Origin of the sequence: Duganella sp. SG902 (assembly GCF_013376005.1) — a bacterium.
GTDB lineage: Bacteria > Pseudomonadota > Gammaproteobacteria > Burkholderiales > Burkholderiaceae_D > Rugamonas.
Genome location: NZ_JABMJK010000012.1, coordinates 35,660 through 58,503 on the forward strand (window position 1 = coordinate 35,660; position 22,844 = coordinate 58,503).

At 63.8% G+C, this 22,844-nt stretch carries 15 protein-coding genes; 7 read left to right on the forward strand and 8 right to left on the reverse strand.

Features of this window, described 5'->3' with window-relative positions; translation table 11 throughout:
• Positions 1–29: 29 nt before the first annotated feature.
• The 4 genes from prpR (at position 30) to FHW83_RS22505 (ending at position 4,563) form a co-directional block, all read left to right on the forward strand.
• Positions 30–1,646 carry a propionate catabolism operon regulatory protein PrpR gene (prpR, locus tag FHW83_RS22490; protein WP_176648599.1) on the forward strand — a complete coding sequence of 539 codons (1,617 nt, stop codon included), beginning with the start codon at positions 30–32 and terminating at the stop codon, positions 1,644–1,646.
• A 316-nt stretch (positions 1,647–1,962) separates the two neighbouring features.
• Complete coding sequence (locus FHW83_RS22495; RefSeq protein ID WP_176648600.1) at positions 1,963–2,826, forward strand: alpha/beta fold hydrolase; 864 nt, start codon at positions 1,963–1,965, stop codon at positions 2,824–2,826.
• Between the two features lie 4 nt (positions 2,827–2,830).
• Positions 2,831–3,865 (forward strand): sensor histidine kinase, encoded by a 1,035-nt coding sequence (locus FHW83_RS22500; protein WP_176648601.1) that lies wholly within the window; start codon positions 2,831–2,833, stop codon positions 3,863–3,865.
• Positions 3,865–4,563 carry a LytTR family DNA-binding domain-containing protein gene (locus FHW83_RS22505; protein ID WP_176648602.1) on the forward strand — a complete coding sequence of 233 codons (699 nt, stop codon included), beginning with the start codon at positions 3,865–3,867 and terminating at the stop codon, positions 4,561–4,563. The genes FHW83_RS22500 and FHW83_RS22505 overlap by 1 nt, the downstream gene beginning before the upstream one ends.
• Here FHW83_RS22505 and FHW83_RS22510 read toward each other — a convergent pair.
• The 5 genes from FHW83_RS22510 to clpS form a co-directional block, all read right to left on the reverse strand.
• Entirely contained in the window at positions 4,560–6,995 is a 2,436-nt protein-coding gene (locus FHW83_RS22510) for an FtsX-like permease family protein (protein WP_176648603.1), read from the reverse strand. The two genes, FHW83_RS22505 and FHW83_RS22510, sit on opposite strands and share 4 nt — an antisense overlap.
• A gap of 114 nt (positions 6,996–7,109) precedes the next feature.
• Entirely contained in the window at positions 7,110–10,421 is a 3,312-nt protein-coding gene (locus FHW83_RS22515; protein ID WP_176648604.1) for a S41 family peptidase, read from the reverse strand.
• Positions 10,422–10,430: 9 nt separating this feature from the next.
• Positions 10,431–13,751, reverse strand: coding sequence for a S41 family peptidase (locus FHW83_RS22520; RefSeq protein WP_176648605.1), 3,321 nt, complete (start codon positions 13,749–13,751; stop codon positions 10,431–10,433).
• Positions 13,752–13,847: 96 nt separating this feature from the next.
• A complete protein-coding gene (clpA, locus tag FHW83_RS22525; RefSeq protein ID WP_176648606.1) occupies positions 13,848–16,154 on the reverse strand; it encodes an ATP-dependent Clp protease ATP-binding subunit ClpA in 2,307 nt (768 codons plus the stop codon).
• Positions 16,151–16,453, reverse strand: a complete 303-nt coding sequence (gene clpS / locus FHW83_RS22530; protein ID WP_008446470.1) for an ATP-dependent Clp protease adapter ClpS — start codon at positions 16,451–16,453, stop codon at positions 16,151–16,153. Before clpS ends, clpA begins: the two co-directional genes overlap by 4 nt.
• Positions 16,454–16,778: 325 nt before the next feature.
• On the opposite strand from clpS, the gene FHW83_RS22535 reads away from it, so the two are divergent.
• Positions 16,779–16,982, forward strand: a complete 204-nt coding sequence (locus tag FHW83_RS22535) for a cold-shock protein (RefSeq protein ID WP_008446468.1) — start codon at positions 16,779–16,781, stop codon at positions 16,980–16,982.
• A gap of 73 nt (positions 16,983–17,055) precedes the next feature.
• Here the strand turns inward: FHW83_RS22535 and FHW83_RS22540 are convergent, their stop codons facing one another.
• Entirely contained in the window at positions 17,056–18,753 is a 1,698-nt protein-coding gene (locus FHW83_RS22540; RefSeq protein WP_176648607.1) for an AIPR family protein, read from the reverse strand.
• A 92-nt stretch (positions 18,754–18,845) separates the two neighbouring features.
• Complete coding sequence (gene icd, locus FHW83_RS22545) at positions 18,846–20,102, reverse strand: NADP-dependent isocitrate dehydrogenase (RefSeq protein WP_176648608.1); 1,257 nt, start codon at positions 20,100–20,102, stop codon at positions 18,846–18,848.
• A gap of 118 nt (positions 20,103–20,220) precedes the next feature.
• Between icd and FHW83_RS22550 the strand changes: the two genes are divergently transcribed.
• Positions 20,221–20,775, forward strand: a complete 555-nt coding sequence (locus FHW83_RS22550) for a pseudouridine synthase (RefSeq protein ID WP_176648609.1) — start codon at positions 20,221–20,223, stop codon at positions 20,773–20,775.
• A 62-nt stretch (positions 20,776–20,837) separates the two neighbouring features.
• Here the strand turns inward: FHW83_RS22550 and rpsT are convergent, their stop codons facing one another.
• Entirely contained in the window at positions 20,838–21,104 is a 267-nt protein-coding gene (rpsT, locus tag FHW83_RS22555) for a 30S ribosomal protein S20 (protein WP_055937377.1), read from the reverse strand.
• Between the two features lie 195 nt (positions 21,105–21,299).
• Here rpsT and murJ point away from each other — a divergent pair, with 195 nt between their 5' ends.
• Positions 21,300–22,838, forward strand: a complete 1,539-nt coding sequence (gene murJ, locus FHW83_RS22560; protein ID WP_176648610.1) for a murein biosynthesis integral membrane protein MurJ — start codon at positions 21,300–21,302, stop codon at positions 22,836–22,838.
• The last annotated feature ends 6 nt before the right edge of the window (positions 22,839–22,844 follow it).

Sequence of the window (22,844 nt, forward strand, 5' to 3'; positions counted from 1 at the left end):
ATTGAAACAAATTGAACTATAATTGAAACATGCGACATTCCACGCCCCTGCCCTTCGACGTCAACGACAAGCCGGTGATCTGGACGGTTTCCGTCTCGCGCCTGTCCGACCTGTTCCGCGACATCACGCTGGAATACGACAGCCTGGCCACCATCGAGCCGATCAATCTGGGCTTTGACGAAGCGGCCAAACATATCCGCGAACGCCTCGCCACCGAGCGTTGCGACGCCGTGATCGCTGCCGGTTCCAACGCGGCCTATCTGAAGGGCCGGCTCTCGGTGCCGGTGGTGATCGCAAAATTCAGCGGCCTGGATGTGATGCAGGCCCTGGCGCGGGCGCGGCGCGTGTCGGACCGCATCGGCATCGTGACCTATCAGGAGCGGCTGGCGGAGCTGGCCGAATTCTCCAGCACCTTCGGCTTCGACGTGGCGCAGCGCACCTACGTCACCGAGGAAGACGCGCGCGCGCAGATCAACGACCTGAAAGCGGCCGGCATCAAGGCGATCGTGGGAGCGGGCCTGATCACCGACCTGGCCGAGGAAGCGGGACTGACCGGCGTATTCGTCTACTCGGCGGCATCGATCCGCCACGCGTTTGACGATGCGCTGGAGATGGCGCGCCTGACGCAGCTCGAATCGAACCGCGGCCGCGCGCGCGGTGCGGTGGTGACCGACACGCTGCGCGCCAGGCATGGCATCAATGACCTGCGCGGCGAATCGGCGGCGATGGAAGCCGTGCGGCAGTCGGTGGTGCTGTACGCGAAATCTCCCGCCACCGTGCTGATACAAGGCGAAACCGGCTGCGGCAAAGAGCTGGTGGCGCAGGCCATCCACCGCGAGGCGCCGCGCACCTTGGGCCAGAACCGGCCATTCGTGGCGGTGAACTGCGGCGCGATCGCGGAATCCCTGCTGGAGTCGGAATTATTCGGCCACGAGGAAGGCGCGTTCACCGGCGCGCGTCGCGGCGGCCATGCGGGCTTGTTTGAAGCCGCCAACCGCGGCACGCTGTTCCTCGACGAAATCGGCGAGATGCCGCTCACGCTGCAAACGCGCCTGCTGCGCGTGCTGGAGGAGCGCGAGGTGGTGCGCGTGGGCGGCACGCGGCCGATACCGGTCAGCGTGCGCATCATCAGCGCCACGCACTGCGATCTGGAACAGCGCGTGCGCGAGGGCCGGTTCCGCGCGGACCTGTTCTACCGCCTGGCGGTGCTGCGCCTGAACTTACCGCCGTTGCGCGCCCATGTGGAAGATGTGCTGCCGCTGGCCGAATGGTCGCTGAAGAACGCGCTGGCGTCATTGGGTGCGCGGCCGCATCCCAACCTGCACGCCGAGATGACGGCCTGCGCGCCGCTGCTGCAGCGCTACGACTGGCCTGGTAACGTGCGCGAACTGCGCAATCTGACCGAGCGGCTGGCCTTGTTCCTGGCCGCTGAGCCGCTGCAGGCGCTGACGCCCGCCTTCGTCCTCAGCGTCGCCCCCGAATTGGCCGCTCGCCCTGCCGCGCCGGCGCCGGCAGTGACGCCAGTGGCAGGCGCCGAACGCGTCACCGACGTGCTGGCCCGCTTCGGCGGCCGCCGCGACGCCGCCGCCGACTACCTCGGCATCAGCCGCACCACCCTCTGGCGCAAGCTCAAGGCCGAAAGCTAACTCCGGGGTCAGGTCCTAGCCGTCATTCCCGCGCAGGCGGGAATCCATGCTGAGCTTATGGTCACGCGCCCTATGGATTCCCGCCTGCGCGGGAATGACGGCTCATCAGTTTGTGGTCGAAAAAGGCTTAACTTAGCGGCATTAGCGGCATTAGGGTCAGGTCCTCCATTTCTACATGAGCTCGTGTAGAAATGGAGGACCTGACCCCGGAGTGATGGCCGCTCATCACGGCGGTGAAACCACTCATCCCAAAGGCGTCGTCGCTGGCGCGGGGCGGCGATAGCATGGACTCACTTAATCACCAACGGAGACCACCATGCTGATCAAAACCATCGCCGCACTGGCTATTACCTTGATGCTGGGCCATGCCGCTGCTGCGGAACACCCTGCCTTCAAGGTCGACGTCACCGGCACCGGCACCCCCATCATCCTGATTCCCGGACTGGCGTCCTCCGGCGACGTCTGGGACGGCACGGTGAAGCACTACTGCGGCGGCGGCAAGTATCAGTGCCATGTGCTGACGCTCGCCGGTTTCGCCGGCCAGCCGGCTATTCAGGAGCCATTGCTGCCGGCAGTCGGGCAGCAGTTGAGCGCCTATATCAGCGCCAATAAATTCAACAAGCCGGTCATCATCGGCCATAGCCTGGGCGGGTTCCTCGGCATGAAGCTGGCGGCGGATCACCCCGAACAGGTCGGACAGTTGGTGATCGTCGATACCCTGCCGGCGCTCGGCGCGGCACAGATGCCAAGCGTGACGCCCGCCCAGCTGAAGGAGATGGCCGCCGGCATGCGCGCCAGTATGCTGTCGCAGGACGCTGCCACCTTCAACGCGGCGCAATTGCGGACCATGCGCACCATGATCACGCGCCAGGAAGATATCGACAAGGCACTGGCCCGCGGCGGACTGTCGGACCGCCGCACCGTCATCGACGCGATGGCCGATATGATGGCCACCGATCTGCGTCAGGACATCAGCCGCATCCAGGCGCCAACGCTGGTGCTGGGCACCTGGATCGCCTACAAGGATTACGCCCCCAAGCCGGCCATCACCGCCGTCTACACCACCCAGTACGCGCAGCTCAAGGGCGCCAAAATTGAAATGGCCGACAAGGCGCGCCACTTCATCATGTACGACGATCCGGCTTGGATGTATGATCGCATTGATAACTTCCTCAACTAAGTCCATGAACCACCAACGCCCACTCATCGCGCGCCTGAACTGGTACTGGATCTTCCAGCTGACCGGCTGGGGTTTCCTCCCCCTGTTTGCCGCCACCACGGGCGCGACCAGCATGCCGGGCCTGATCTGGGTGATGTGGTGGGGTGCTGGCACCGGCATCGTGATCAGCAACTGGTGGCATCACCTGCTCAAACGACGCCTCGGCAGCGGGCGGCGCATCAGCTGGACCATGCTGCTGTGCGGAGTGCTGGCGCTGGGCACGATCCACACCTTCGTGCAGTACCTCGGTTTCCTGATGTTCGCCGCGTCCATGGTGACCAAAGGCTTTGGCTGGGTACCCGGCGCGCTGCTGGCGTGGTGGGCGACTTACCTGGTCTGGAATATCTTCTACATGGCGGTGCTGTCGCTGCGGCGCGCCAATCGGGCGGAGGCGGAATCGCTGCGGCTGGAGGTCGCCGCCAAGGACGCGGAGCTGCGCGCTTTGCAGGCGCAGGTCAATCCGCACTTCTTCTTCAACAGCATGAACAGCGTGCGCGCCCTGATTTACGAAGACCAGAACGCGGCGGCGCAGATGATCGATCAGTTGGCCAGCGTGATGCGCTACGCCCTGCAATCCGGACATCACGACACTGTTCCGCTGTCGGCGGAAATCGAGGCCGTGCAGGCTTATCTCGCCATCGAAAAAATCCGCTTTGAAGAACGCTTGCAGGTCAGCGTGGACATCGGCATCGGGCTGGAGCAGGTGCGCATTCCGCCGATGTCGCTTCAGACGCTGGTGGAAAACGCCGTCAAGTATGGCGTCGAGGCCAGTCCCACCGGCAGCGAGATCCGCATCCGCGCACGGCGCAGGGACGATGGCGCCGTGCATATCGAAATCGCCAACCTCGGTGCCATCGTGCCGTTCGCGAACTCCACCAAGGTGGGCCTGGTCAATACGCGCAAGCGTCTGGCGCTGGCATTGGGCGCCAAGGCGCAGCTGGATTTATCGGAAAACAGCGGCTGGGTACGCGCCACGCTGACGTTACCGGAGGCCGCGTGATGCGGGCATTACTGATCGACGACGAGCGCCTCGCGCGGGCGGAACTGCGACGCTTGCTGGCGGCGCATCCTGACGTAGAAATTGTTGGTGAAGCAGTCAACGCCGCCGATGGCGTGCAACAGATCGCCGCGCTCAAGCCCGACCTGATTTTCCTCGACGTGCAAATGCCCGGCGGTTCCGGCTTCGACATGTTGGCCGCGTTGGAGGAAGCGCCCGAAGTCATCTTCACCACCGCCTTCGATCAATACGCGCTGCAGGCATTTGAAGTGAACGCGCTGGATTACCTTCAAAAACCGATACAGGCCGCGCGCATGGCCTCCGCATTGCAGCGCTGCGCCGCGCGCCATCACCGCGAGGCGGCGTCCACTGCTGGTAAAAAACTGTTTATCAAGGACGGCGATCGATGCTGGTTCGTCGCCATGCAGGACATCCGCCTGTTCGAATCCGAAGGCAACTATACGCGCGTCTACTTCGGTCAACACCAGCCGCTGATGCTGCGCTCACTGAACCAGCTGGAAGAAAAGCTCGACCCGCAGCGCTTCTTCCGCGCCAGCCGCCGCCACATCGTCAATCTCGACTTCATCGAACAAGTGGAACCCAACGACAGCGGCGGCCTCGATCTCACCCTGCGCGGCCAAACCGCCATCGAAGTCTCCCGCCGCCGGGCCCCGCAATTCAAGGCGCTGAGCGCCATCTAACCACGCAAAGCCTCGGCTGGCGGGAGGCGCATGGCGATCCAGGTGTGGCGGGTGATGGCGATGAGAGCTGTTGCCAACGTTAGCAGCAGCGCGAAGGCCAGGGTCCAGTAGCCGATTGGGGCATGTTCGATGTAGCTGCTCAGGTGCCGCTCGATCAGCACCAGTGCGATCGGCAGGCTGATGGCGGCCGAGATCAGTGTCATGACGCCGATTTCGCGGATCACCAGCACGCCAATGTCGGCGCGCCGCGCCCCGTGTAGCTTGCGCAGGACGATTTCCCTGGCGCGGCGCTGCACGGTGTTGGCGGACAGCGCATAGGTGCCGGAGGCGGCAATCGCCAGCGCGATGCCGGTCGCCACCGCCAGCAGTCTGGCCATGCGGGCGTCCTCGGCGTAATGCGCTTTCAGCACGTCGGCTGCGCGATAGATCTTGGGCAGCGCGTCGGGGAAGTATTGAGGCCATAGCGCCTGTGCGGCACGCTCGACGTCCGCCGGCGCGCCCGCGGCGCGCACGCTCAGCACCATGCCGTTATCGCCCAAGGCGTAGGCCGTCGCGGCCGGCGTCTCGCGCAAGGAGTGGAAGCGCAGCTCCGGTGCGATGCCGACGATGCGCGCCGCGATCACGGCGTTGTCGAATCCTGTGAAGCTGACCGTTTGCCCCACCGCCTGTTCGGCGCTGGCAAAGCCCAAAGCGCGGGCGGCGACAGCGTTCAGCACCATGCTGGTGGCGTCGTTGTCTTTGTCGATAGCCGACTGGAACAGCCGCCCCGCCGCCGGCGTGATGCCGTACAGTTCAAAGAAGTTGGCGCTGACGGTTTTCATTTCCATCAATGCGCTCTCGCCGCCGGGCCGCTTGAGTGTGCGCGTCCACATCCAGTCGAGGCGACCGACCGGGTCTTCAGACACAGCGACGCCGGCCACGCCAGGTTGCGCTTTCAAGGCCGAGATCAGGCGTTTGGCCTTGTCGGCATCACGGATGTGACCCGGCATGTCCACCACCACGATCGGCGCCGGATCGAAGCCCGGCGCGGCGCGCATGGCGTAATCGGTCTGCCAGGCGATGGCGATGGTCACGCTGGCCAAGCCCATCGCCGTGCCGATCTGGATCACGGTCAGCGCACGGCGCCATTGCATGCCGCTGCGCGATTCGGTGTCCGGGCGGCCGGCCAGCACCTGCGTCGGACGCACGCCCAGCGCGATCCACGCTGGATATGCCGCCGTGGCAGCCCCCAGCAGCGCGCCAATCCCAAACGCCGCCGCGATGTTCTGCGGCGAGAACAGACCGTCCAGCTGCCGATTGACCAGTTGCGAGAAGACCGGCAGCGCCAGCCACGCCAATAACAAGCCTATCGCCGTCGCGGCCATCGCCAACAGGATGGACTCCAGCAGAAACTGGGTCACAATCTGCGGCACGCCGGCGCCCAGCACTTTGCGCATGGCCATCTCGCGCTGGCGGCGCAGCACACGCACGGTGGTCAGGTTGACGTAGTTGATCGCGGCCAGCAGCAGGATCAGCGAGGCCAGTACCGCCAATCCGAAGACCACGCGCGGACTGGCGCGGTCGCCCGGCAGCGCGATGAAACTGTTGGCGACCTTGTCGTCGAAATAGGCGTCGCGCAGCGGCGAGATGGCCAGTTCAATAGCTTTGCGCTGGCCGAGACGTTCGCGCACTTCAGGCGGGAACTGGTTCAGGCTCGGCGCCTTGTCGACCGCCTGCTGCAATTGTTCCAGGATGACCGGTAGGGAAGCGCCGGGTTTGAGGCGCAACAGCATCTTGGTCATCCAGCCATGTTCGCCGGTCAGCATCTCGTGGCGGATGTCCGGCTCCACCACCGCGCCGTTCACGCCAAACAGGACTTCGAACGGGATGGTGGTGTTGGCCGGCGGCGCAGCCACCACCGCGCCGACCTCCATGGTGTGACCATCCGCCACCATGGTCCGGCCCAATGCGCTGCGCGTGCCGAACAGCCGCAATGCGGCGGACTCGGTGATGACGAAGCGGTCCGGCCGCTCCAGCGCGGTGGCCAGATCACCTTGCAATGCGCGTATGCCCAGCAACGATGGGAAGCCAGGCAACGTGATCAGGCTGCGTATCGTCATCAGGTTACGGTCCACGCGCACAGTCAGCGGTGTGATTTCAGGACGCGCGGGAATATAGCTGGTGACGTCGGCCACACCCGGCGTCTTCAGCGCCACCTCGCGCAAGAACATCGGCGCCAGGTCGAACAGCGGTGACGATGGTTCGACATTGAAGTGATGCTTGACCACGTACACCTGCTCCACCTCGGGCACGTGGCTGTCGTATTCCAGCGAGTAGCGTACAAAACCCAACAGCAGCAAGCTCGCCGCCAGGCCAACACTCAGGCTGAGGATGGCCGTGAGCGTGTATGCAGGTTCTTGTATCAGCGTGCGCCAGGCGATGCGTAAATCCATGTCTCAAAATCCTGTGATGAAGTTATCGCATCAACTGCAACAACCATGCCACGCGCTTGCAGGCCTGCTTTGTCCGGAACTGAACGCGCACGGTGTTCAATTCCGGACAGTCCATCATTTGACCTTGTTCGGGAAGGCCGGATGCACAGGCCGCACCGGCGGATTCTTCGCCAGTTCGGCCTTGATGACTTCAATCGCTTTTTCCAGTTGCGGATCGCGGCCTGCGATGACGTCGGCCGGATTCTGATCCACTTCGATGTCCGGCGCCACGCCTTCGTTCTCCACGCCCCAGCCTTTGTCGCGGGTCCAGAAGGCCAGGTTGGGCGCGGTGATGGTGCCGCCATCCAGCAGCACCGGGAAGCCGAGGATGCCCACCAGCCCACCCCACGTGCGCTTGCCGATCAGCGGTCCCATTTTATTTTGACGGAACATCCACGGCAGCAGGTCGCCGCCGGAACCCGCCGTTTCATCGATCAGCATCGCGCGCGGCCCCTGGATCGATGCCGATGGCGTTTTCATGTCGGCGCCATAGCGCATGGTCCACCAGGCGATTTCCTTCTTCTGCAAAATCTCCAGGTAGTAATCGGCCACGCTGCCGCCGCCGTTGAAACGCTCGTCGATGATGACGGCGTCCTTGTCGGCTTGCGGGAAGAAGTAGCGCTTGAAGTAGGTATGGCCCAGCGTCGCGGTGTTCGGCACGTAGACGTAGGCCACACGGCCGCCGGTTGCCGCGTTGACTTTGCGGATATTCCCTTCGATCCAGTCGCGGTTGCGCAGCGCGTCCTCGGCGGCGACCGGCACCACGGTGATGGTGCGCGATTTGCTGCCATCGGCGTTGGGGCCGACGGTGATGTCGATGGCCTTGTTGGCGGTGTTTTCGAAAGCGCTGTACAAATTGGTCTCCGCCCGCAGCTGCTTGCCATCCACCGCCAGCAGGTACTCGCCAGCCTTGACGTTGAGGCCCGGTTCCGTCAGCGGCGCGCGCAAGGCCGGGTTCCAGTTCAAGCCGCCGTAGATTTTCTTGAAGCGATAGCGGCCCTCGCTGATTTCGTAGTCGGCGCCCAGCAGGCCGCCCGGCACCGGCTTGGCGTCGGTGAAGAAGTCGCCGCCGCCACCCCGATGATGGCCGACACCCAATTCGCTGCACAGCCACTGGATCACGCGGTTCAAATCGGCGCGGCTGGACAGCTCCGGCAGGAACTGCGCGTACTTGGCGCGCATCTTGTTCCAATCGGCGCCATGCATGCCGGGATCGTAGAAGTAGTCGCGGTTGATGCGCCATGCCTCGTTGAAGATCTGCGCCCACTCCGCGCGCGGCTCTGCGCGCACTTCGATGGCCTCCGCCTTGACCTTGCCCTCGCCCGGCGTCAGCGTCTTGGCGGTGGCGCTGCCCATGGCCCAGGCCTCCTTCAAGCGGTACAGCAGCTTCTTGCCATCGGAAGAGACTTCATATTGATCGGCTTCGGCCAGCAAGGTCTCGGCCTTGCGGTCCTTCAGGTCGAAACGCTGGATCGCCTTCTTGCCGTCGCTCTCGCGCAGGAAGAAGATCTGGCCGGCCTCGCCGGTCTGCAGGTCGGACAGCTGAGCGGCGGGAATCGGCAGGTCGACGATGCGGGTGTCGATGCCCTCGAAGTCGATGCCGATCGGCGCCACCGGCGTCACCGTGACTTTGGGGTCGTCGCGGCCGGTCTTGGGATCGACCTTGGGCGATTCCGCCTTGGCGGAGGTGGCGCCGACCGCCGCAGCGGGTGGCGCCGGCGGCGCGCCCTTCTCCTCGTCGCTTTCCTTGATCAGTGGCGATGGCAGGTCGCGCCGCAAGGTCGCCATCCAGATCGTGCGCGTGACGCGGTTATCCTCGTTCTGCTGCGAGAACCAGTTGTTGCTTGGCCCCGCGTTGGTCGAGGCGAAGAAATACAGATACTTGCCGCTCTTGTCGAACACCGGATCGACCACGTCGGACAGGCCATCCGTCACCTGCCACGACTTGTTCTGCTCCAGCGAGTAGATGTAGGCGCTGCGCGTGTACGTCATCGAATTGAGCGCGTAGGCGATCCAGCGCGAGTCCGGCGCCCACGCGGCTTGCAGCGTCTTGTTCACGCCGTACAGCGGTTCCGAGGCGATCTTCTTGATCGCACCCGAGGCCACGTCCAGCACGTACAACGTCCAGGAGTTATCGGTGTAGGCGATCTTCTTGCTGTCCGGCGACCATGCCGGATTGTCGTAAAAGCCCGCGCCGGTCAGTTTGTACTTGCGCGGCTCGCTCTTGCCATCCTGCGCGCGGATGTGCAGCGCGTACTCGCCGGATTCGTCGGAGAAGTAAGCCACCGAGCGGCCATCGGGCGACCATGCCGGCGAGCGTTCGTGCACGGCCGGAGTCTGCGTCAGATTGCGCACATCGCCCTTGTCGGCGGGGATGGTGACGATCTCGCCACGGAACTCATAGGCCACCCGCGCGCCCGACGGCGAGATCGAGGCATTGCGGATATATTTGGCGCCGCTGACCCAGCGCGGGCGCGACAGCCCGAGGTCGGCGTTGACGCCGATGGTGAGCTTGCGCGCCTGCCCGCTGGCCAGGTCCAGCGCGTGCAGGTATCCGGCCTGCTCGTAGACGACGCGGTCGCCGGATGCCGATGCGTTCAGCACCGGGAAGTCGGTGTGGCGGGTCAGCGCGCGCACCGCCCTGGTCTTCACGTCGTAGGCGTACAGGTTGAATTCACCATCGCGGTCGGAACGGAAGTAGACGGTGTCGCCGATCCAGACCGGATCGACATCGTTGGCGCCGCCGTTCGGCTGGGGGATGCTGACCACCGTCTTGTCGCCGCGATTGAACAGCCAGAGGATGGAGTGGGTGCCGCCGCGATAGTGCTTCCACTGCAGGAAGGCCGGCGAGAACGGGTTGTAGACGATCTGCTTGCCGTCCGGCGACCATGCCGCGCGCGCGGCGTTCGGCACTTCCAGCTGGGTCTCGACACCGCCGCCGACCGGCACAGTGAACAGCTTGCGGAAGCGGTTGTTGAAGGCCGCGCGCGGCGACGTGAACATCACCGCCTGGCCGTCCGGCGTGAAGGACTGCACCACGTCCGCGCCCGGGTGCCACGTCAGGCGTTTTGGCACGCCGCCCTCGATGGGCAGCAGGTAGACATCGGTATTGCCGTCGACCTGCGCGCTGTAGGCGAGCAGTTTTCCATCGGGCGAAAACACCGGGTTCGATTTCTCGCCCGGATCGGAAGTGAGACGACGCGGCGCGCTGCCGTCCGCATTGGCCAGCCAGACATCGCCGGCGTAAATGAACGCCAGGTGATGCGCGGACAGCGCCGGTTCAGTGAGCATGCGGGTGTCGCTGGTGTTCGGCAAAGCCACCGCCGGTGCGGCGGCGGCCAGCGCCAGCAGAACGCCGGCCATGGCGCGCGCTATCACGTGCTTCATATCGTCTCCTTATTTCAATGCGGGGATCACCTGCGGTTGATACGGGTTGACTGGTTTCTCTTTCAGCTTTTTCTCCAGCAGGTCCAGCGCCACTTCCAGCTGGCGATCCTGGCCCTGGTAGGTGGCGTGCGGCGGATTGTCGACCACCACGTCCGGCGACACGCCCACGCCTTCGATCAGCCACTGACCGTCCTGCGTGTTGAACTGGCCCATCTCCGCCACGCGCGCCATGCCGTTGTCGCTGAGACCATTGTTATCGCTCAGCCAGACGCCGGCACCGGCGGTGCGCTTGCCGACCAGCGGCGCCAGTCCAAGCGCCTTGACGCCGGCCGCGAAGGTCTCGCCGTCCGAATAGGTGTATTCGTCGATCAGCACCACCAGGTGGCCGCGGAAGGTGTTCTGCATGTTCGGCGACGGCTGCACGCCCGGCGGCGCCCAGAACGCCCACGCCTTGCGCAGCAGCTTCTCGATGATCCAGCTGTCGATATTGCCGCCATTGTTGCGGCGCACGTCGATGATCAGGCCTTCGCGATTGACATTGGCGTAGAAGTCGCGCGCGAACGATGCGATGTCGTTCGGTCCCATGGCGCGCAGGTGCAGGTAGCCGATGCGGCCTTTGGACGCGGCCTCCACCTGGCGCGCGCGAGATTGCTCCCAATCGCTGTAGCGCAGCGCCGTCTGTTTGGCCATATTCACCGGCAGCACGATCACCTGGCGCGTATCGGACTTGCGCTTCACCTGCAGCAGCACCTGCTTGTCGGCCTGATTGAGCAGCAGATCGGCGATGTCGCGCGCCTCCAGCACCGGCTTGCCGTTGACGGCGGTGATGACATCGCCCTCCTTCACATCCACGCCAGCCTGCGCCAGCGGGCCGCGTTGCGACGGCAGTTCCGGTTCGCTGGCGTAGATGTGGTCCACGCGGTAGCCCTCGGCGGTGCGCGACAGCAGCGCGCCCAGGCCGGCCGGCGTGCCCTCCGGCGGGGAGCGGCGGATGTCGCCGGGACGGATCTGCGAGTGCAGCGCGCCCACTTCGCTGATCATCATGCCCAGCACGTCGTCCAGTTCCGCGCGGTCGGTCACGCGATCGACCAGCGGCGCGTATTTGGCGCGCACGGCGGGCCAGTCGGCGCCGCGCATCTTCACGTCGTACAGGAAGTCGCGATGCATGCGCCATGCGTCGTTGAACATCTGCTTCCACTCCAGGCGCGGATTGGAGGTGAAGCTCCAGTCATCCACCTTGACCTTGGCCTTGCTGACGTCCGTTGGCGCCTTGGCGCCCGCGTCCACCACCAGCATGTCGCCAGCGCCGGCGGCAAAGGTGCGGTAGTAGACGTGCTTCTTGTCCAGCGACAGATCGTATTCGCGCACGCCGCTCGCGAACACTTCCGGCTGCGGGCCGTTGCTGGCGATGGCCAGCGTTTTCAGATTGGCCTTGCCGTCATTGCCGTCGGCATCGAGGAAGTACAGGCGCTTGTCGTCCATCTGCAGCGCGCGATAGTTACCGGCGGCCAGCGGCACCTCGTACAGGCGCTCGGCCAGGCCGGCGTAGACGATCGCCGGCAGCGCCTTGCCATCGGCCTTGGCGGCGGCTTTGGGCGCGCTCTTGGCGACGGCTTTTTCGGCGGCCTTCTCCGCCGCCTGCTCGGTCGCGCCCTCGGCCGGCTTGTCGCCCGGCTTGCTCAGCTCATCGTCCGGCTTGAACGGGAAGCGGTTTTCCGGCTGCAGCGCCAGCGCGTAGATGCCGGTGCGCTTGTCGAACACCGGCCCCATATTGCGGTCGCCCCACGGCGAGCCGTTCGCCAGCTGGAAGTTGCGGGCCGAGAGGAAGTACAGCCATTTGCCGTCCGGCGAGAACACCGGCGAACGCGAGGTGTAGCGGTCGCTGGTGACGAAGGCCAGCTGCTTGCTGTCGATGTTGTACAAACCGATCTGGTTGCGCTGCTCGGTGCTGGCGGCGCGCACCAATGCCAGGTTTTTGCTGTCCGGCGACCACAGGATTTCGTCATAGTCGCCAAGGCCGGATTTGCCGGCGTCGTCGATCACGGTGTTGGCCCTGGTGGCCAGGTCCAGCAGCCAGAAACGGCCCTTCTTGTCGGTGTGGCCCAGCCAGCGGCCATCCGGCGACGGATACAAGGCCCAGCGGTGGTTGTTGCCATCCTTGGTCAGCTGCTCGCCCTTGCCCGAGCCATCGGCGGCGAATTTCCAGATTTCGTTCTCGCCCGTGGTGTCGACGATGGCGTAGATCGATTTGTCGTCATGGCTGAACACCGCCTGGCGCGCCCGCGCGCCCTCCGGTATCGCGATCTCCACGCGGCGCTGCGCGCCGGTGCCGGCCACGCTCACGCGGCCGCGCGCGGTCAATACCAGGCGCTCGGTCTTGCCGGCGATTTGCACATTGGTCAGGCTGTCCAGGGGGGAGCGGATCTGGCGCGTGCGCTGCTGGTCGAAGTCGGAGACCAGGTTGATCGCCAGCGGTTCATCCTTGCCGCCCGCCAGATCCAGCACGTGCAAATCGGCGCCCAGCTGGTAGACGATGCGGCCATCGCCGAGGGCGGCGTTGCGCACGTCCCAGGCCGTATGCCGCGTCAGCTGGCGCGCGTCGCTGCCGTCGGCGGCCATCGACCATAAGTTATCCGAGCCGCTGCGGTCGCTGATGAAATAGACGCGGTCCTGCCACCACATCGGACGCTTGTTGTTGCCGGCGTCGGAAGCCAGCAGCCGCACGGCTTCCGTATTGCCATCCACCTCGTAGCGCCACAGCTGCGCGTGGGCGCCGCCGCGATAAGCCTTGACGTTATCGTTGGTCAGCGCCAGGCCGTTGCGGGTGAAGTACAAGACCTTGCCGCTGTCGTCGAGCGCGGCGTCGTTGGCGTCGGCCAGCGGGAAGATGCGGCGTTGCAGGCTGTCCGGTTTGACGGCGGCGATCACGAAGCTGCGCCCGGGCCCCGTGCCGCTGGCCATGCTGACCAACACCTCGCCCTGCGCGCTCCAGCCCAGCACCGTGACGGCGCCGTTCTCGAACGTGATGCGCTTGGGCAGGCCGCCCGCCAGCGGCATCACGTACGCTTCCTGCGCGCCCTCATAGGAGGCCGAGAAGGCCACCCACCGGCCATCGCGCGACAGCGCGGCGTTGGTCTCCGCCGACGGATGCGTGGTCAGGCGCACGGCCTGTCCGCCATGCGCGCCGGTGCGCCACAAGTCGCCTTCGGCGGTGAACACGACGTTGTCGCCACGGATGGCGGGGAAACGGTAATAGGCATCGCCGGCATGGGCGGAGGACAGCAAACCGGCGGACATCAACAGCAGGGCAAGCGGGCGGGACAGATTCATGTGACAGGGTCGGAGGTTGTCGAATGGAACGGCAATTTTGGCACAGCTTGCGTCCCGCCGGGACGAAAAAAAACCCGCCGTGTGGCGGGTTTGGGATCAGTCGACTTCGACCGTTTCCGGCGGCTGGCTCGGGGCCGCGTCCGGCGGTTCCGGGAAGTCCAGCTTGACCACGTCCTTGTCGTCCAGGTCGACGATGACCTTGCCGCCGGTGACCAGGCGGCCGAACAGCAGCTCGTCGGCCAGCGCCTTGCGGATCATGTCCTGGATCAGGCGCGACATCGGCCGCGCGCCCATCAGCGGATCGAAGCCTTTCTTGGCCAGGAAGGCACGCAGTTTTTCGCTGAACACCGCTTCGACTTTCTTCTCGTGCAGCTGCTCTTCCAGCTGCATCAGGAACTTGTCGACCACGCGCAGGATGATTTCCTCGTCCAGCGCGCGGAAGCTGATGATGGCGTCCAGGCGGTTGCGGAACTCCGGCGTGAACATGCGCTTGATGTCGCCCATCTCGTCGCCAGCCTGCTTGCTGGTGGTGAAACCGATGGTCGACTTCTGCAGCGACTCGGCGCCCGCGTTGGTGGTCATGATGATGATCACGTTGCGGAAGTCCGCCTTGCGGCCGTTGTTGTCGGTCAGCGTGCCGTGGTCCATCACCTGCAGCAGGATGTTGAAAATGTCCGGGTGGGCTTTTTCAATCTCATCCAGCAGCAGCACGGTGTGCGGCTTCTTGGTGATGGCCTCGGTCAGCAGGCCGCCCTGGTCGAAGCCAACGTAGCCCGGCGGCGCGCCGATCAGGCGCGACACGGCGTGACGCTCCATGTACTCCGACATGTCGAAGCGCACCAGCTCGATGCCGAGGATGAAGGCCAGCTGCTTGGCCACCTCGGTCTTGCCGACGCCGGTCGGACCGGAGAACAGGAAGGAGCCGATCGGCTTGTCGGTCTTGCCCAGGCCGGCGCGCGCCATCTTGATGGCCGAGGCCAGCGCCTCGATGGCAGGGTCCTGGCCGAACACCACGTTGCGCAGGTCGCGGTCGATGGTTTGCAGCTTGCTGCGGTCGTCCTGATTGACGGTTTGCGGCGGGATGCGCGCGATCTTGGAGATGATGTCCTCGATCTCGGTCTTGCCGATGGTTTTCTTCTGCTTGGACTTCGGCAGGATGCGTTGCGCCGCGCCCGCCTCGTCGATCACGTCAATCGCTTTATCCGGCAGGTGACGGTCGTTGATGAAGCGCGCCGCCAGCTCGGCCGCGGTCGACAGCGCCGACGACGAGTATTTCACGCCGTGGTGCTCCTCGAAGCGCGACTTCAGGCCGCGCAGGATCTGCACGGTCTGCTCGACGGTCGGTTCATTGACGTCCACCTTCTGGAAGCGGCGGCTCAGCGCGTGATCCTTCTCGAACACGCCGCGGAACTCGGTGTAGGTGGTCGCGCCCACGCATTTCAGCTGGCCGTTGGCCAGGGCCGGTTTCAGCAGGTTGGACGCGTCCAGCGTGCCGCCCGAGGCCGAGCCGGCGCCGATGATGGTGTGGATCTCGTCGATGAACAGGATGCCGTGCGGGTTGTCCTTCAGCTGTTTCAGCACCGCCTTCAGGCGCTGCTCGAAATCGCCGCGGTACTTGGTGCCGGCCAGCAGCGCGCCCATGTCCAGCGAGTAGACCACGGCGTTCTGCAGGATTTCCGGCACGTCGCCCTGGGTGATGCGATAGGCCAGGCCTTCGGCGATGGCGGTCTTGCCGACGCCGGCTTCGCCCACCAGCAGCGGATTGTTCTTGCGGCGGCGGCACAGGATCTGGATCACGCGATCCACTTCCTCTTCGCGGCCGATCAGCGGATCGATCTTGCCGTCGGCGGCCGACTTGTTGAGATTCTGGGTGAACTGGTCGAGCGGGCTTTCCTTGCTCTGGCCTTCGCCGGCCGGCGCGCCCTCTTCCACGCCTTCCGACGCTTTCGCGGTGTCGGACTGCTGGTCCTTGCGCACGCCGTGCGAAATGAAATTCACCACGTCCAGGCGGGTCACGCCCTGCTGGTGCAGGTAGTACACCGCGTGCGAATCCTTCTCGCCGAAGATGGCCACCAGCACGTTGGCGCCCGTGACTTCCTTCTTGCCATTCGACGCCGACTGGACGTGCATGATGGCGCGCTGGATCACGCGCTGGAAGCCCAGCGTAGGCTGGGTATCCACCTCGCCGGTGCCCGGCACGGTCGGGGTATTGTCGCCAATAAAATTGGTCAGGGTTTTGCGCAGATCTTCAATGTTGACGGCGCATGCACGCAACACTTCGGCAGCCGAAGGGTTGTCCAGCAAGGCCAGCAGCAAGTGCTCCACCGTGATGAATTCGTGGCGCGCCTGTCGGGCTTCGACAAACGCCATGTGCAAACTTACTTCCAATTCCTGCGCAATCATACTTCCTCCATCACGCACTGCAGGGGGTGGCCTGCCTTGCGCGCATGCGTTAAAACAAACTCCACTTTGGTACAGGCTATATCTTTCGAGAATACGCCGCACACGCCTTTGCCGTAGCGATGCACACTGAGCATGATCTGCGTCGCGGTTTCACGATCCTTGTTGAAATACTCCTGGATGATAGCGACCACAAATTCCATCGGGGTGTAGTCGTCATTCAGCAACGCCACCTGGTAGAGAGGTGGCGGCTTCAGCGTTTGCCGCTCCAAGAGGGTTTCGGTGTCATGCTTGGTTGCCATACGCTTATATTCTAATGCTTTCGGGGTTCACGCAATGTGCATTTCGCTGCACACATCCAATTGTTTTCCATCTTACGCGCTTTCTCAACTTGACGCAGATGGCGACCCATTCCGCAAAATCAAGAGTTGCTTTTTCACCAATCGTCGCAAAAGTAGCAAAATGCCCACAAATCTGCTTGACTTTCAAATTTGGTCCGCTAACAATGCGTTATCGGCTTCGTGCAGCAATGTACATGTTGATAAGAAGTGGGCGTGAGGAGAGGGGCAAGAAAGCTTCTTGCTTTTATGGCTCGTGTGATCTGTTTTAATTTTGAAAGTTCTTTTTATGGCAACTGGTACTGTTAAGTGGTTCAATGATTCCAAAGGTTTTGGCTTCATCACTCCAGATGACGGCGGCGAAGATTTGTTCGCTCACTTCTCCGCAATCAACATGAACGGTTTTAAGACCCTCAAAGAAGGTCAAAAAGTTCAGTTCGAAGTCACGCAAGGCCCTAAAGGCAAGCAAGCTTCCAACATCCAGTCGGCTTAATCATTTAAGCCCACCGATGTAAAAAACCTCGCCCCGCGGGGTTTTTTTTCGCCCGCGCTGTTGTAAATAGCCGTCAGGAACGCGCCCACAGCGTTTCGACGCTGGCGGTTTTTTTGCGCAGCAAATCCTTGCTGTAACTGACCACCAGGGTCTTGACCAGGCCGCTGACGTAATCCTTGTCGCGCAGCTTGTCGCGGTAGTCGAAATCCGGCGGCAACTCCTGGGTTTCGAAGTTCAGGTCGATCACCAGCCAGGCCGCCAACTCGTCCACTGTCGCGCGGAAGCGCGCCCGCTCCTCCTCGCGCCGGACATAGTCCTGCGGCCGCGCGATCATCGCCCTGCCCGCCTCGCTCAGGTCCAGTATCTTGCGCACCGCCAGCAGCATGACGTACTTGGTCAGCACATATTTGCCGAGCAGTTCGTTGCTGAGCTGGCGCAGGCCGAGCTCCAGCGCGGCGGCGATTTCGTACAGCATCACGATCTTGTCGGCGCTGACCTCCGGCCGCCCGAACACCTCGTTGTAGCGCTCGTCGAAGACCTGGTATTTCCGGTGCGTGGTCCAGGGCTCGCCCAAATCGAAGGCGATCATCATCAGGCCGGCCACCTCGTTGGAAATCGTCACGCCGCCGTTGATCGGCTCGCCGCGTTTCACCGCCAACGCATAGCTGCCGCGGTAGTGCTTCTTGAATTCGTGCTGCAAGCGGGTCTGGATCGGATGATTGGATTTGAAGTCGCGCGCCTTGACGCCGTTCTGGTTGTTGGAATAGTTGGTGATCAACCCGGCCAGCGCGGAGCCGGCTTCCACCTGGATGAACTTGGTCAGCAGACGCAGGTCCGGCGAGATCATCGCGCGATGGTCGTACAGGCTGTTGAGGCTCTGGCAGCCGTTGACCACGTAGTAACCTTCGATCCGCAGGGTGTCCTCGTCGTGGCGCACGGTTTTCGCCAGCACCGTGACGCCATTGTGGAACAGCGGGAAGGCCTTGTGCAGGCTGTGCTGCCTGATGCTGGAGGCGATCGCGCGGTTCACGGCGGTGTTGCCCAGATCGGCCCGCACATTCACCGAAAACAAGGACTGGTCGGCAATGCCGGAAAGTTTGATCAGGTCGCTGGCCAGCACCGGGACGATGCTGGCCGAAGTGCCGGCGTCGACCACGTAGTCGGCAACCGTCAGGCCGGAGATATCGAACTCGGCCACGCCGGACTGGATCGGATCTTTCTGGTCGGAGATGTACGACTCCGCCAACTCGGCGATGCCGGCGAACTTGATCGCCGGGTGGGCGGCAAGGAAGGCCGCGCCGTTGGCGTCCAGCTCGAGATTGCAGACAAACACGCCGCGCACCTCGTATTCGCCAAGCCTGTCGACCACGGCGAGACGCGCGATCAGCGCGTTGGCTTGCGCGTCGCCGGCGCTCGCCATCAGGTTTTGCAGGGCGGGCGCCGAGCGGAACTGGGTCAGCGTGCCAGCGAACTCGCGCAGTTGCTTGTCGCCGACGCGCGCGGCGGCGCGCTGGCTGATCTTGCTTTGGAAGACGTCGATGGTGCCGGCGCCCTCGTTGATGTAGATGCCGTCGATGCCCTTGTCGCCGGACTGGTCGCACACGCAGTCGGTGGCTTCCAGCTCATCGAGCCGGTAGTAGTTGACCAGATACCAGATGAGGAAGGCGGCACTCTCGGAGCGCCGCGCGCTCTGGTATGGCTTGATGCGCGCAAGCAGCGCGGAATAGCGCAAATCGATAGGCATGGCGACCGGGCCTCCGGGGAAATTCATCACGCCCTCCATGATAGATACCGGTCCGGTTAGACCATTCAATCCTCATCAAGGTTCGGCGCGATGAACGGCCGGCCCGGCCGCACTGCGGCTTACTGCATCTGCTCGATCATCACGTCGCCAAAGCCCGAGCACGACACCTGCACGGCGTTCTCCATCAGGCGCGCGAAATCGTAGGTGACGTGCTTGGAGCCGATCGCCTTCTCCATCGACTTGATGATCAGGTCGGCGGCCTCGGTCCAGCCCATGTGGCGCAGCATCATCTCGGCCGACAGGATCATCGAGCCCGGGTTGACGTAGTCCTTGCCCGCGTACTTCGGCGCGGTGCCGTGGGTGGCCTCAAACATGGCCACCGAGTCCGACATGTTGGCGCCCGGCGCGATGCCGATGCCGCCCACCTGCGCGGCCAGCGCGTCCGACACGTAGTCGCCGTTCAGGTTGAGGGTGGCGATCACGCTGTACTCCATCGGGCGCAGCAGGATCTGCTGCAGGAAGGCGTCGGCGATCGAGTCCTTGATGATGATGTCGCGACCGGTCTTCGGGTTCTTGAACTTGCACCATGGGCCGCCGTCGATCAGCTCGGCGCCGAATTCCTTTTGCGCCAGCGCGTACGCCCAGTCGCGGAAGCCGCCCTCGGTGTACTTCATGATGTTGCCCTTGTGGACAATGGTGACCGACGGCTTGTCGTTGTCGATCGCGTACTGGATGGCCTTGCGCATCAGGCGCTCGGTGCCCTCCACCGACACCGGCTTGATGCCGATGCCCGAGGTTTCCGGGAAGCGGATCTTGTTGGCGCCCATCTCGTTGAGCAGGAAGTTGATCAGCTTTTTCGCGCCCTCCGAACCCTGCGCGTACTCGATGCCGGCGTAGATGTCCTCCGAGTTCTCGCGGAAGATCACCATATTGGTCTTCTCCGGCTCCTTCAGCGGCGACGGCACGCCGGTGAAGTAGCGCACCGGGCGCAGGCAGACGTACAGGTCCAGCTGCTGGCGCAGCGCCACGTTGAGCGAGCGGATGCCGCCGCCCACCGGCGTGGTCAGCGGGCCCTTGATCGAGACCAGGTAATCCTTCACCGCCGCCAGCGTTTCCTCCGGCAGCCACACGTCCGGGCCGTAGATCTGGGTCGATTTCTCGCCGGCGTAGATTTCCATCCAGCGGATCTGGCGCGCGCCGCCATAGGCCTTGGCCACCGCCGCGTCCACCACTTTCAGCATCACCGGCGTGATGTCGCGCCCGGTCCCGTCCCCCTCGATATAGGGAATGACCGGGTTATCTGGTACATTCAGGGAAAAATCCGCGTTGACGGTGATTTTCTGGCCGTCCGCCGGTACTTTGATATGTTGATACATCGTGGTCTTCTCCGTTGTCCAAGTCTTCTATAAGATATAAGACGGGTGTTTCACATTATGCACGAGTATGTCGCGGCGCGCCAAGGTTTTCAAGCCTACACTACAATAGCTTTCAATAATGTCCTTAATTCTATTCAATAAGCCGTTCCAGGTGCTGTGCCAGTTTTCCCCAAAGGACGGCAAGGCCACGCTGGCCGACCACCTCGCCATTCCGAAGATTTATCCCGCCGGCCGCCTCGACTACGACAGCGAGGGCCTGATGCTGCTGACCGACGACGGCAAGCTGCAGCACGCCATCGCCCATCCCGACCACAAGGCCGGCAAGACCTATCTGGTGCAGGTGGAAGGCGTGCCGGACGCCGACGCCATGGCGCGCCTGCAGGCGCCGCTCAACCTGGGCGACTTCACCACCCAGCCATGCCAGGCGGTGCGCATCGCCGAGCCGGAGTGGCTGTGGCCGCGCAACCCGCCGATCCGCGAACGCGCCGGCCAGCCCACCAGCTGGCTCGCCATCACGCTGCGCGAAGGCAAGAACCGCCAGGTGCGGCGCATGACGGCGGCGGTCGGCCTGCCGACCCTGCGCCTGGTGCGCAGCGCCATCGGCGCCATCTCGCTGGCCACCCACCCGCTGATGCCGGGCGAGTGGATGGCGGTCTCGCCGCAAGACCTGTAAACGACAAAAGCCGTGCTGGCGACGCCAGCGCGGCTTCTTGCTTGGTCTTCCGGAAGGAAGAATTAAGCGGACAGTGCCTTCAGGGCAGCTGCCAGACGGCTCTTGTGGCGAGCTGCCTTGTTTTTGTGGATGATCTTCTTGTCAGCGATGGAGTCGATGGTCGACACCGAAGCTTGGAAGATGGTCGTCGCGGCAGCTTTGTCACCAGCCTGGATGGCCTTACGCACAGCCTTGATAGCGGTGCGCAGGGTCGAACGCTGAGCCGAGTTGTGAGCGTTTTGCTTAACTGCTTGACGAGCGCGTTTGCGCGCTTGTGCGGTATTTGCCATGAAATTTCCTAAACAGGTAAATGATGCGTTTGCAAACATTAATGTTTGCCAAACAGGTGCGTCCTAGGTTGCCATAAGAGCGAACCGTGTGAGTCAAACTACTGCCTGCCAAACATTAATGTCTGCGCAACAGAATTTTGTACAGCCTGTGATTATAGCGATATTTATCAGCAGGAGCAACTATAATCACGTCCCATGAACTTGCTTAAGACACTTACCGCCATCTCCAGCATGACCATGCTGTCCCGGATTACCGGCCTCCTGCGTGAAACCCTGATCGCCCGCGCGTTCGGCGCCGGCGGCCTGACCGACGCCTATATTGTCGCCTTCCGCATCCCCAACCTGCTGCGCCGGCTGTTTGCCGAGGGCGCGTTCTCGCAGGCGTTCGTGCCCATCCTGGCCGAGTACAAGAACAAGCAGGGCCACGAGGCCAGCAAGCGCCTGACCGACCACGTGGCCAACACGCTGGTATGGGCCACGCTGCTGGTGACGGTGGTCGGCATTATAGCCTCGCCGCTGTTCATCTACCTGATCGCCACCGGCCTCAAGGAGTTTGACGCGGCGGTGTGGATGACCCGCGTGATGTTCCCTTATATTAGCTTCATGGCCTTCGTGGCCCTGGCCGGCGGCGTGCTCAACACCTGGCGCGAGTTCAAGATCCCGGCCTTCACGCCGGTGCTGCTGAACTTGTCCTCGATCCTGGCCTCGCTGTTCCTGCAGCAGCACCTGGCGCAGCCGATCTACGCCATGGCCATCGCGGTGTTCGTCGGCGGCGTGCTGCAGGTGGCGATCCAGATTCCCGCGCTGATCCGCATCGGCATGCTGCCCCGGCTGTCGTGGAACCCGGCCGCCGGCCTGGGCGACCCGGGCGTGCGGCGCGTGCTCAAGAAGATGGGACCGGCGGTGTTCGCGGTCTCGGCCGCGCAGATCAGCCTGATGATCAACACCAGCATCGCCTCGCGCCTGGTCGACGGCAGCATTTCATGGCTGTCCTACGCCGACCGCCTGATGGAATTCCCCACCGCCCTGCTGGGCGTGGCGCTGGGCACCATCCTGCTGCCCAGCCTGTCCAAGGCCCAGGCCGACGACGACAAGCAGGAATACTCGGAACTGCTGGACTGGGGCCTGCGCCTGACCTTCCTGCTGGCGCTGCCGGCGGCGGTCGGCATGGCGGTGCTGGCCGAGCCGATGATCGCCACCCTGTTCCACTACGGCGCCTTCAGCGACGAAGCCACCACGCAATCGGCGCGGCCGCTGATCGCCTACTGCGTCGGCCTGCTGGGCATCATCCTGGTGAAGACGCTGGCGCCGGCGTTTTACGCGCAGCAGGACATCCGCACGCCGGTGCGCATCGCGCTGATGGTGCTGGTGGCCACCCAACTGATGAATTTACTGTTCGTGCCCTATCTGCAGGTCTCGGGCCTGGCGCTGTCGATCGGCATGGGCGCCTGCCTGAACGCGGCCTTCCTGTACACCGGCCTGCGCAAGCGCGACATCTACCGCCCGCGGCCGGGCTGGCCGCTGTTCTGCGTCAAGCTGGTGATCGGTTGCGGCCTGATGGGCGCGGCCGCCTGGCTGGGCGCGCGCCAGATCGACTGGATCGGCCTGCAGCACCACGCCTTCCTGCGCGCCGGCGCCCTGCTGCTGCTGGTGGGCGTGTGCGCGGCGGTGTACTTCGGCGCGCTGCTGGCGATGGGCTTCCGGCTGCGCGACTTCAAGCGCATCGCGCGCTGAACACCA

Excerpts from the sequence above, each read along its gene's own strand:
- prpR (WP_176648599.1), top strand. The coding sequence starts at position 30 with ATGCGACATTCCACGCCCCTGCCCTTCGACGTCAACGACAAGCCGGTG.
- FHW83_RS22495 (WP_176648600.1), top strand. The coding sequence starts at position 1,963 with ATGCTGATCAAAACCATCGCCGCACTGGCTATTACCTTGATGCTGGGC.
- FHW83_RS22500 (WP_176648601.1), top strand. The coding sequence starts at position 2,831 with ATGAACCACCAACGCCCACTCATCGCGCGCCTGAACTGGTACTGGATC.
- FHW83_RS22505 (WP_176648602.1), top strand. The coding sequence starts at position 3,865 with ATGCGGGCATTACTGATCGACGACGAGCGCCTCGCGCGGGCGGAACTG.
- FHW83_RS22510 (WP_176648603.1), bottom strand. The coding sequence starts at position 6,995 with ATGGATTTACGCATCGCCTGGCGCACGCTGATACAAGAACCTGCATAC.
- FHW83_RS22515 (WP_176648604.1), bottom strand. The coding sequence starts at position 10,421 with ATGAAGCACGTGATAGCGCGCGCCATGGCCGGCGTTCTGCTGGCGCTG.
- FHW83_RS22520 (WP_176648605.1), bottom strand. The coding sequence starts at position 13,751 with ATGAATCTGTCCCGCCCGCTTGCCCTGCTGTTGATGTCCGCCGGTTTG.
- clpA (WP_176648606.1), bottom strand. The coding sequence starts at position 16,154 with ATGATTGCGCAGGAATTGGAAGTAAGTTTGCACATGGCGTTTGTCGAA.
- clpS (WP_008446470.1), bottom strand. The coding sequence starts at position 16,453 with ATGGCAACCAAGCATGACACCGAAACCCTCTTGGAGCGGCAAACGCTG.
- FHW83_RS22535 (WP_008446468.1), top strand. The coding sequence starts at position 16,779 with ATGGCAACTGGTACTGTTAAGTGGTTCAATGATTCCAAAGGTTTTGGC.
- FHW83_RS22540 (WP_176648607.1), bottom strand. The coding sequence starts at position 18,753 with ATGAATTTCCCCGGAGGCCCGGTCGCCATGCCTATCGATTTGCGCTAT.
- icd (WP_176648608.1), bottom strand. The coding sequence starts at position 20,102 with ATGTATCAACATATCAAAGTACCGGCGGACGGCCAGAAAATCACCGTC.
- FHW83_RS22550 (WP_176648609.1), top strand. The coding sequence starts at position 20,221 with ATGTCCTTAATTCTATTCAATAAGCCGTTCCAGGTGCTGTGCCAGTTT.
- rpsT (WP_055937377.1), bottom strand. The coding sequence starts at position 21,104 with ATGGCAAATACCGCACAAGCGCGCAAACGCGCTCGTCAAGCAGTTAAG.
- murJ (WP_176648610.1), top strand. The coding sequence starts at position 21,300 with ATGAACTTGCTTAAGACACTTACCGCCATCTCCAGCATGACCATGCTG.